Source organism: Methanosarcina siciliae T4/M (assembly GCF_000970085.1).
GTDB lineage: Archaea > Halobacteriota > Methanosarcinia > Methanosarcinales > Methanosarcinaceae > Methanosarcina > Methanosarcina siciliae.
Genome location: NZ_CP009506.1, coordinates 4256454 through 4267749 on the forward strand (window position 1 = coordinate 4256454; position 11296 = coordinate 4267749).

At 43.5% G+C, this 11296-nt stretch carries 7 protein-coding genes; 3 read left to right on the forward strand and 4 right to left on the reverse strand.

Annotated features, from left to right (window positions below; genetic code table 11):
• Window positions 1-249 precede the first annotated feature (249 nt).
• On the forward strand, window positions 250-1911 hold the full coding sequence (locus MSSIT_RS17845) for an IS1634 family transposase (RefSeq protein WP_048169656.1): 1662 nt from the start codon (window positions 250-252) through the stop codon (window positions 1909-1911).
• Window positions 1912-2002: 91 nt separating this feature from the next.
• Here MSSIT_RS17845 and MSSIT_RS17850 read toward each other — a convergent pair whose 3' ends face one another.
• Both MSSIT_RS17850 and metG read right to left on the reverse strand, forming a co-directional pair.
• Window positions 2003-2782 (reverse strand): N-acetyltransferase, encoded by a 780-nt coding sequence (locus tag MSSIT_RS17850; protein ID WP_048173837.1) that lies wholly within the window; start codon window positions 2780-2782, stop codon window positions 2003-2005.
• A gap of 272 nt (window positions 2783-3054) precedes the next feature.
• On the reverse strand, window positions 3055-5190 hold the full coding sequence (gene metG / locus MSSIT_RS17855) for a methionine--tRNA ligase (RefSeq protein WP_048173838.1): 2136 nt from the start codon (window positions 5188-5190) through the stop codon (window positions 3055-3057).
• 327 nt (window positions 5191-5517) lie between these two features.
• Between metG and sppA the strand changes: the two genes are divergently transcribed.
• Both sppA and serS read left to right on the forward strand, forming a co-directional pair.
• Window positions 5518-6756: a signal peptide peptidase SppA gene (sppA, locus tag MSSIT_RS17860; protein ID WP_048173839.1), complete on the forward strand. Its 1239-nt coding sequence runs from the start codon at window positions 5518-5520 to the stop codon at window positions 6754-6756.
• A 135-nt stretch (window positions 6757-6891) separates the two neighbouring features.
• Complete coding sequence (gene serS / locus MSSIT_RS17865) at window positions 6892-8157, forward strand: serine--tRNA ligase (RefSeq protein ID WP_048173840.1); 1266 nt, start codon at window positions 6892-6894, stop codon at window positions 8155-8157.
• A gap of 318 nt (window positions 8158-8475) precedes the next feature.
• On the opposite strand, the gene MSSIT_RS17870 is transcribed toward serS, so the two are convergent.
• Both MSSIT_RS17870 and MSSIT_RS17875 read right to left on the reverse strand, forming a co-directional pair.
• A complete protein-coding gene (locus MSSIT_RS17870; RefSeq protein WP_048173841.1) occupies window positions 8476-10452 on the reverse strand; it encodes a glycoside hydrolase family 15 protein in 1977 nt (658 codons plus the stop codon).
• Complete coding sequence (locus MSSIT_RS17875; protein ID WP_048173842.1) at window positions 10449-11255, reverse strand: V4R domain-containing protein; 807 nt, start codon at window positions 11253-11255, stop codon at window positions 10449-10451. Before MSSIT_RS17875 ends, MSSIT_RS17870 begins: the two co-directional genes overlap by 4 nt.
• Window positions 11256-11296: the final 41 nt, after the last annotated feature.

Consider the following 11296-nt stretch of genomic DNA (forward strand, 5'->3'; position numbering starts at 1 on the left):
TTTACCAAAATGTGATAAAGAGAAATAGAACAACGATTATATTGTTCCTGTGACTGAAAACCTATTCAGATTTAAACTGAAGTTTCAAAGAAACGCGATTTTAACCTCAATTTTCTCTAAAAAACAATATCAGCTGACCTTTTGCAAATTTTTTATTTGTAGATCCTAAGTATTAAATTCACTTTAAAAAGTCTATTGATATTGTTTATTTCAAAAAGTTATTTATATAGGTAGATCATAATCAATACTATGGTATTTTTAAGAAAGAAACTCGTCAATGGGAAACCTTACTGGTATATAGTAGAATCTGCCAGAGTTGATGGAAAGGTAAAAACCATTTTTCAGGTTTATCTGGGTAGCGCAGAAAAAATACTTGAGATGAAAAGGCAATGTGAATCATTGCCCTATGATAAACTTAGATCCTTTGATTACGGCAAGCTTGCCGCACTTCTTCATGTGAATGAAGAACTTGGATTCATTGACATAGTTAACAAGCATACTGACAAAAAATTAATAGATGGATTGAGTGTTGGAGAATACCTCTTACTTGATGTAATCGGAAAAAGTCACGGCGTTTTAAGTGAAAACGGGATTGAAGAGTGGTTCAAAAAATCCCCTTTAGCTTTCATGTGGAAATTCCCGCACAAGTTAAATTGTCAGAATTTTCTGAACCAAATGAATTATGTCGACTTGGATACTATGAAAAAGATTGAAGACGATCTTTGCAGAGTTCTTGTAGGAAAGGGATTTACTCCATCAATAATGTTTGTGGATGAATCAAACTGGTTTACGTATGCTAACAATTATGATGACGAGAGCGAACTGCTTCATAAAGGATATAACAAAAAGCATAGGAAAGACAAAAATCAAATATGTGTTTCGCTAGCTGTAAACGAGGATAACATACCTTTTATTCATGAAACATATCCTGGAAATGTTCATGACTCTGAAGAATTTTCAGGCATAGTAGATAAAATCATAAACAGACTGACTGAATTAAATATCTGTTCTGAAGATCTTGTTCTTGTTTTCGATAAGGGTAACAACTCAAAAGATAACATTGAAAAGGTAACCTCAAAAATGAGTTTTGTAGGATCTGCAAAAACAAATCAAGCCGAGGAGCTTCTCGATGTTCCGCTTTCCAAATATGAGTGTTTATACAAGAATTCGAAAGGTAACAAAATTTTTGGATACAGAACAAAACACCAGTTTTACGGAGCAGAATATACAACCGTAATAACCTACAACGAAGGAACTTACAAGCTTCAAAAGAGCACTTATGAAACAAACAAATCAAGAATAATTGATAGTTTGGAGGATCTCCAGAGAAGATTAGAAAGCAGTAAAGGAAAAGAAAGAAACAGGAGCAGCGTAGAACGTGAGGTTGCAGGAATTATTCTGAAAAAATACAATAGCGTTATAAAATATGAAATAATTGATGCTCTGGAAGGGAAGAAAAAGCCTCAGTTAAAGTTCTGGATTGATGAAGAAAACGAAAAAAAGTGCGAAAAGACGTTTGGGAAGAACGTCCTATTTACGGATAAGCAAAAATGGCAAACTAAAAAGATAGTGAAAACATATAACAGTAAGAATCTTGTTGAAGATGATTTTAAACTGTTGAATGATCACTTGCTTGTTCCTGTAGGACCAGTATATCATCACAAGGATGAAAACATTAGAGTTCATGTGTTTTTGGCTATGGCTGGCCTACTTTTCTACAGATACCTGGCATGGGAGACCAAAATGTACGGTTTCTCTTTGAAAAAGCTCATTGAAAAACTGTCTGAGATCAAGATTGCGGTAGTTCAGGAAAAAGAGTCCAAAAAAAGCAAAATTATTGTGGAAGAAATGGACACAAAACAAGCATCGTTATTTTCTTTTCTAAACATGGAAAAATACCTGCCATATTAACAAAATCGTTATTGTCAGGATTATTCTTTTATTAGGCATACACAAACAAAGCCAGAGGATAACGGAAAATCACTCATCTTTGAAAGGTGAGTTAAATGGAATACATTTTTTTCATAATATTTTCAAATCTTGTATTACTGATCGGATGATGACTGATGACCTTCCCATTATAAATAATACAAAATGTTCCGAAAGCACAGGGTGTTTGTTGAGCTTCCTCCGAATCCTTAAGGTCGATCAGGTTAGCCTTTATTTTCAATTTGTTTCTGGCAGTTTCCAAAATAGCATCCACGTTTTTTACTGAGTAAGGACACTGGGCGGAGCGTATGATGGTCAGGCCTTCCTCATATTTCTCCGTATTCGCTGAGATGGTTTTAAACTTCGGATCCGGGGCTTTCGGGTTGAATTTTAAAACCATCAATTCAAAATCAGGTTTAGCCTCATCGACCGGAATAAACCCTTTTTTTAAGAAAATATCTTTCCTGGCCATAAATGGGCCATTTCTTGTAACAACCGCAACGCCCTGCATGTTTGCTTCTTTTGCATCCTTAATGCACTCTTCAATCAAAGAAGACGCATATCCTTTCCCTTTAAACTCGTTTTTGAATCCGACAAAAATGCAATGGATAAATATATATCCTTCTGCATCGACCGGGCGGTGTGCATATTTTCCCGGGATATATTCAAGCATGCCCTGGTAACCGCCTTCTTCTGAGATGATTACTTTTATCCTGAGCCCTTTTGGATAGTATTCTTTAAACCAGTCAATTTTCCTTCTTAACTCAAGGTGCTTTTTTAACTCTTTGTATCCGCAAACACCATACTCAGCAATGTTTTCCGGAGTAAGGTCCATTATTTCCATGTCAGTCATAGAGACACAATCCCACAACTCATTTATTTCGGCTCTTCGCTGTTTCGGGTGTGTAACTTAGATTCATCTCCTGATTGTCAACATCCTGAATGTCAAAACATCATATCTAAAATTTAGAAACACTTATGGTTGAAATCACATTTAAGCGTGATGTTTCTTTTTTTGCCTGGATACTTTCTAACCGAACAATTATTTTCGGCCCGTATGGAGCAGCGAAGAGCCAAATAATTTTTTCAGCCTCCTGAAACTTTTACTTTTTCTGGATTCAATTCTTACCTTATTCTGGAACCGGGTTTTATCTCTTTGTCCGGCATAAGAGCTGCTACAATCGCCCCGCCGTCATCGGCTGCGAGCATCATACCGTTTGACTCAACCCCGCAGAGTTTGACGGGTTTGAGGTTGGCAAGCACAACAACATATTTGCCTACGAGCTCTTCGGGAGTATAATACGAAGCCATGCCTGCTACAAGCTGCCTTGGCTTTTCGTCTCCGATATCCACTTCAACCCTCAGGAGTTTTTTGGACTTCTTTACAGGTTCGACAAAGAGCACCTTTCCCACCCTGATGTCAAGTTTTGCAAAGTCTTCATACTCAATCTGGGGAAGGGTTTCGATCTGAACCTTTTCTTCAGTTTTTGCCACCTCTCCGGCTTTTTTAGCTGCTTTTGGCTCTTCGAAAGGTCCCATTCCTTCGGATTTAGAAGGCTTCTTTTCACCTCCCTTTGCTGCATTTTTCTTTTCATTTGCGGCTTTTACCCTCTGGTTTGCAATCTCTTCCATCTCTCCGATCCTGTCGTCTTCAAGCTTGGTAAAGAGGATTTCAGGCTTTGCAAGTTTCGTGCCTGCCTTCAGGGGAACAAGAGCTTCTTCATACTGTGAGGCATGGATATCGTTTTCCTGCCCGAGCTCTTTCCAGGCAGTTTCCATGGTCTGAGGGAGCACGGGTTCAAAGATTAGGCTCAGGGCTTTTGCCAGGTGAAGACAGTTATAGATAACCTGTCCGCATGCATTTCTGTCTTCTTTTATTAGTTTCCAGGGCTCATGAGACTGGAAGTAAGTGTTCCCAAAAGAAGCAAGGGTCATGGCAGAATCAACGGCTTTCTTAAACTCGTACTCAGCCATTGCCTCTTTCACCTCTTTCAGGGCTCCTTCAATTTCTGCGCTTACTTCAGGTTCGAGGTTCCCTTCGGGAACTTCTCCATAGTTCTTGAAAGCAAAGAGCATGGTCCTGTACAGGAAGTTGCCGAGCACGGCCACCAGTTCGGCGTTGATCTTTTCCTGAAGTACGCGCCAGGAGAAGTTCAGTTCCTTGGTATGGGAGGTATAGCTTGCAAGGTAATATCTGAGGAGGTCGGGATGGAACCCGTGGTCAAGATAATCTTCCCCGACCCAGACCACATAACCCCGGGTCTTGGAAAACTTTTTGTCTTCTATTTTAACCATACCTGAGGCTACTACAGCCGTAGGCACGGAATAATCCGCCCCGTTAAGCATGGCAGGCCAGAAAATACAGTGGTGGTAGGTAATGTCCCCCCCGATAAAGTGGACGATTTCCCCGTCTCCTTTCCAGAACTTTTCCCAGGAGTCGCCTGCCTGTGCAGCCCATTCCTCGGTAAAAGCGATGTATCCTATGGGAGCGTCCACCCAGACGTAAACCACAAGGTCTTCATGCCCCGGAAATTTAACTCCCCATTCAAGGTTCCTTGTGATGCACCAGTCCGTAAGTCCCTGCTTTACCCAGCCAAGTGCGTAATTTATGGCATTTGTGGTTCCCCCCAGATCGTTTGAAAGGTAATCCATCAGGTAGTCACTGAACTCGGAAAGTTTGAAAAAGAAGTGTTCCTGATGCCGGTACTCTGCAGGGCCTCCGCAGATAGTACATACAGGGTTCTGAAGTTCTCCGGGCTCAAGGTGTTTTCCGCAGCCCTGGTCGCATTCATCTCCCCTGGCGGTTTCGCCACAGTAAGGGCAAGCTCCTTCCACATAGCGGTCGGGAAGGAAGCGGTTACATGCAGGGCAGTAGGCTATTTCTATAATTTTCGGATATACATAGCCCTTTTCAATCAACCTGTTTACAATATCCAGGGTACGATTATGGTTTTCAGGATCGTCGGTTGTCCCGAAAGCATCAAAGTAAACTCCGAGCTGCTTGAAAGTTTCGTCAAAGTGTTCATGGTAGATCTCTACAAGTTCTTTAGGGGTGATCCCCAGCTCCTCGGCGTTCACGACTATCGGGGTACCATGGGTATCCGAGCCGCAGACAAAGGTAACATCCCTCCCCTCCTTCCGCAGGGAACGGGCAAAAATATCGGCGGGCACATAGGTTCGGAGATGCCCTATATGGGCCTTACCGTTGGCATAAGGCAGGCCGCAGGTTACAAGTACGGGTTTACTGGATGAGTCTGACATTCTTATCTCCATAGATTTTGATGAGTGTATCCCTTCTGGACGACTGCAATTCTGAAAAATATTTCGCTTATTGTGTTTGCAAGGAAACTTATTTGAGGGATAGTTGATACTCCTATATAAAGAAAGGTGGAATGCAGAGAAACATAAATACTTGCTCTGACAATTCAGACCTGTTGAATTGACTCTCTATCTGCAGGCTTCTAAAAAACAGATTTCTGGCAGTTTTCCGACCAGAGAATTTGCCTGCCCTCTTACTGGAGTTTTCAGCAGTAAAAAGCATAGACTGGGAACTAAAGAAAAAAACCAAGAAATACGGTCCTGTCAGATATGAATGATGAAAATGTAAACCCAGAAGGTACAAACCCAGAAGGCACGGATTCAAAAAACACGAATCCGGAAGAAACGCCTGGAGACGACCTTTCGAGAAGTAGTGCTTATGAGAAAAAAGAGCCTATTATCCCTGAGAGGGGTATTTCAAGTACCGTCAGGGAGAACTCTTCGGATCCCGATTCCGTTCCTGAAAGACAGGAAGAAGCAAAAACGAATACTTCGGAACTCCACTACCGGGAAACGGAGAACAGAAGAATTGAAAGCGAGAGAGTAAGCACAAATTCAGGCTCTTCTTCCGTAAGGAAAAAGGAGCGCAGCAACAGGTCCTATTTTGTGGTTTTACTGGCCCTTATTGCTGTTATTGCAGTCAGTATGGCTGCTATCTTCTACGGACTAGGTTTCGGAGGAGAATTAGGAAATTCCGAAAAAATCGCGGTAATTTATGTACAGGGTTCCATGCTCACCGGAAACGTTCCCTCGGGGCTCGGCTATGCAACTTCGGAAGAAATCTCTGAAAATATCCACTCCGCTGTAGCGGATGAAAATGTCAGGGCAATCGTACTCAGGATTAACAGCGCCGGAGGATCTCCTGCAGCTGCTCAGGAGATTTCAATAGAGATTGAGAAAGCCCAGGAAAAGGGCATCCCCGTTGTTGTATCCATGGGAGACCTTGCGGCAAGTGCTGCATATTATATCTCTGTGCCTGCAGATTACATATACGCGAACCCCTCCACAAGTACGGGATCAATAGGAGTTATCTGGACTTTTGAGAATATGTCTTCTTACTACGAAAGGGAAGGTGTAGAGTATTACATTTCAAAATCCGGAGAATTCAAGGATATGGGAGGTTCCTGGAGAGGGCTTACGGACGAAGAAAAAGAATACGCTGATAGCGTTGTAATGGATAGTTATGAAAATTTTGTAGACCAGGTTGCAGAAGGGCGCAATATGAACCGGAGTGAAGTAAAAGCGCTTGCTGACGGGCGCATATATACAGGAACGAAAGCAAAGGAGCTCGGGCTTGTGGACGGCTTTGGGAACCTCTATGACGCTATTGATAAGGCTGCGGAACTGGGAGGTGTTCAGGGAGAGCCAAGAGTTGTGTACATGAACAGAGTAAGCCTTTCAAGTTTGCTTCTCGGTTCGGAGTCAGGGGATTCCGGGGAAGAAACAGGTCAGCTTGTCGATTACTTTGAGAAAAGTCCTTACGGCAAGATTCTTGCCTGTATGAGCTGATTCCCGGATTTTATCTCTTTCCCTTTTTCCATAATATTTTTTATTTGGACAGTTATCTGTTTTTCAGGGCAGGCATTCTGCCTGAAAAATAGCAAAATATATATTAGCTAACATGCAGGATAATTCGGGCTTAACATGCTGGAACTCAAATTTGTACGAAATAACCCCGACATAGTTGGGCGTGCTCTTGTTAACAGAAATATGGGCACAGAGCTTATAGATAGCCTTCTTGAGTATGACGTTGCCTGGAGGGAATGCCTCACCGAGGGCGACAGCCTCAAGCATAAACGCAACGTGGTCACCCGCGAGATAGCGCAGCTTAAGAAGGAAAATAAGGACACCTTATCCAAGATAAATGAGATGCAGGGCATCAACAACCGTATTAAAGAAATCGATGATCAGATACGTGACTATAAATCAAAAATAAATGAGATAATGCTCAGCATCCCCAATATCCCCTCCGAGACAACGCCGGTAGGCAAGGATGAAAATGACAATCCTGTCGTAAGGGCAGTTGGAGAGAAGAGAGAATTTACTTTTACTCCAAAGCCTCACTGGGAAATCGGAGAGGCGCTGGATATACTCGACTTTGAACGAGGAGCAAAGATAGCAGGGCAGGGCTTTACGGTCTATAAAGGCCTGGGCGCAAAGCTTGAAAGGGCTCTCATAAATTTCATGCTTGACGTACACACCGGGCAGGGGTATCTCGAAGTTTTCCCGCCTGTGCTCATCAATGAAAAAGCCATGACCGGCACAGGGCAGCTGCCAAAATTCAAGGATGACATGTACTTATGCTGCGCTGACGGCTATTATCTTGCCCCGACCGCAGAAGTCCCTGTGACCAACCTCTTCATGGATGAGTATATGGAAAAACTTCCTGTATTCCTTACGGCATATACTGCCTGCTTCAGACGGGAGGCGGGAAAACACGGACAGGATACGAGAGGCATCATCCGGCAGCACCAGTTCAACAAGGTTGAACTTGTCAAGTTCGTGAAACCTGAAACCTCCTATGAAGAGCTGGAAAAACTCACCCTCGATGCCGAAGAGATTCTCAAACTCCTCAAGTTGCCATATCGCGTCGTAACCCTTTGCACCGGCGACCTGGGCTTCTCGGCTGCCAAAACCTACGACATCGAAGTCTGGGTCCCCACACAGGAAAAGTACCGGGAGATCTCCTCGTGCTCGAATTTCGAGAATTTCCAGGCAAGGAGAGCAAACATCCGCTTCAGGACTCCTGAAGGCCCGCAGTTTATCCACACGCTTAACGGCTCAGGCCTGGCTGTAGGCAGGACCGTCGTTGCGATCCTGGAAAACTACCAGCGTGAGGACGGCAGTGTGGAAATTCCGGAAGTGCTCAGGCCTTACATGGGCGGAGTCGAAGAAATCAGGAAAGAGTGAACTTGCGGGTCACTTCAAAAACACTATCGCCTGAAATTCGATAAAAAAGAAGGCTTATCATAGGCAACCTGTCACACTATTTTGAGGAACGCCCTTAAGGGCAAATCCTCGCCTGTAAGAAGTAATTAACAGGTTCCTTCACTTTTTTCACTTTATTTTTCGGTTCTTTTTCTTCGATTCTTTTTTTTCGGTTCTTTTTCTTCGATTCTTTTTTTTCGGTTCTTTTTCTTCGATTCTTTTTTTTCGACTCTTTTTCTTCGGTTCTTTTTATAGGAATTATCTTTCATCCTTCAGCCTTATACCATTCATTAGCCTGCATTATTCACGGTTTCCCGTGTTTCTTCTGCAGATTTTATCAAGGAGAAGGATATTGTCAAGCATGAGAGACCCACTCCAGCCAAGGGGAACTGCCCAGGCCGGTTTTCCTGAAGACTTATCCACCTGTTCTGGGAGAAGCCCCGTGCTTGTTGACCCGGCCATAGCCCACCTCAGGCATTTGACCCCTTCAATGGTCAACTTTTTCAAATCTTCGATATAAGGCCCTTCTTTTCCATTGGGAAGGTCAAGGATAAAGGCAAACATAGCCTCCGAAAGCCAGAGGGTTGTTACCACCCAGGGATTTCCATCGATGTAACTGTCATTTTCGTAACGTTTGATTCCATAACCCCCATTGATAGGAATTGAGAGCTTTTTCTGGATATTTTCTATAAGGAGAAGAATCATGTCCCTTTCCACAGGATCTTTCGGAGAAATCATCCCAAAGGGCATATAGGCTCCAAGGATGCTTGCGTCAATTGTCTTATCCAGCTTTTCGTTTATGATTCCCTTTGCAAAATAACCTTCCTGAAGCCAGAAACGGTCAATCGTAGCCTGCTTGATGAACTCAGCCCTCTTCTTCCAGCGCCTTGCCATGCCCGACTCTCCGTTTTCTTCTGCAAGGCGAGAGGCTCCCATGAGCCCTGCATAGATCGAGGCATTGGTATAGGTGAAAACTCCGTAATAGGTCTCCCACAGGTCCATACAGCTTTCATGCAGCCCGGACTTGGTCCTCTTCATCAGGTATTCGGCAGCCCTGAGCACGGAGACCCAGACTTCTTCCAGAAACTCAACCTTTTTGAGACCTTCAAGAATCCGATAATATACGTCCATGGCATGAAGTGTGGCTCCTGTCTCGTCGATCTGAGTTGAATATTCAAAATTTCCCCAGGAAGGAGCTATGTCTCCATTGAGCCAGTAGCGCTGGAACCAGGAACCGTTAGGGAGCTGGGTCCGAATGCACCATTTGAAAAATCTGTCACAATATTCGGGATATCCCGAGTGTTTGAGGGCGAGCACCAGCTCCGAGGTGTCCCTGTTCCAGCAAAACCCGTATCCTCCGCATTTCTCAAAATTGGAGTCAAACTCCGGAGCAGCCACAAAGGACCCATACTCACGATCGTTCAGGAGATAAAGCATGAGTAGAGACCGGTTATAGGCATTGAAGAGTTCCTGGCGCAGGTTATTATGGCCTTCAAGCCCGGGCATCTTGAGCACATGTTTTTTTGAGAGCCACATTACCCAGTGTTCCCTTGTCTTTTCAAAGATATGTTCAAGAGGCAGTTTGGATAACTCATGCATTCTCTTATACAGGAGGCTTCGGGAAGATGCAGCCCCCATAAAGATAACAAACTCATTTGCTCCGTCAGCTTCCAGGTTGAGGTCCCAGCCAGCAGCATTGTTGATATTTCCGATATCTTCCTTATTCCGCTGGAGCTTCCCGTCCTCCATATCGTATTTAGAGTTTGTCCACCATATCGTATCCATTGCCTTCCCGATCTGCCATTCCGTAAACTCCGGCAGGGCATAGATTCCGATATAGTAATTTTGCCAGTATTGTGCAAGCAGGCGAGCTTCGGCATCGCAAAATGCGGAATTTTTCTTGGAAGTCTCCCCCACGTTAAAATTCGAATAATAAAAAAATTTTCCTGACATTTTTTGCTGGGACTGCACCTTAAATCTGCGGATAAGGACAGGCACTTCAGGGTGCACAAGGTCAAGAATCGAGATCCTTATCCCGGAGTCGTGGTAGAGTTTCGTGGATACGATATTTGTATCCTCGATATAGTTCTGAATAGAATGCCAATCGTTATCATTTGTCCAGAGAAGCCTATCCCCCGTATGGATGCAGGCAAGAGATTCCTCTACGTGCTGGGCATGGTCTCTTCGGGGATAAAATAAGCCTAAAATATCTCCCTTTCGCCCCATTGTCACAAGCATTTCGTCATTTCCGAGAATGACATTCGGTTGTCGGATCACCGGGTGTCCCCTCTAAGCTGATATTCCTGGTTTTCACGAGAAGGAGCCAGAGAGATCACATGTTCGCAGACCTCCTTTCCTGTGGCTTTACAGCTGACTTCCCTCACACTTATGTTCTTCCCGAAATATTCGGTCAGATAACCCGCAAAGTAGCCGCTCATAAAGGCACAGACAGGCTGGTCCGAAGCTCCGTAAACATCGGCTATAAACGAGTCTTTAACAATGATTCTTCCTTCATAGGTTTCCGGGTTACATTCGATTTCCAGAATTCCCCAGCCAACAGCTCGGTACAGTTCCGCAAGCATGCTTTCGAAGTTGTTGTTATTAATAGGCATAATACTCTTGAAATATTTTGCGGCATGGCTTCCTCCCCGCAGTCCGGATAAGGTAAGAAGTCCTTCGGCATGCGGCACATTCTGATTAAGAGTTTTGATGATATCAACAATTGTGAGCGCCCTTGCCATAACTCCCCTGACTCCTATGACATTAAGGGGAAAATCAACAGAGTATATCATTCCGAATTCCGAGATCCCAAATTCGACCGCACTTACAACTTCCAGTTCTCCAATTTTTTGAGCAAGGTTCGCCATATCCGCATCTTTCTTAAGCTCTGTAAATATGGAGTATTCTCCGGTCGTCTGCGTAATATTATCAATATGTCCGAACTTAATGAAGGCATTCTCTTTTTCAAGTAAATCGGTTATTACAGATAAAGATCCAGGCTCTTTCGAATAAGTAATCTTGAACCATACAATCTGCGAATCTTCGTTAAATCCTGCAAACATGCATAAGTCCCTAACCATGTGACTCAAACTCCCATGAATTATATGTATACATTTCATTA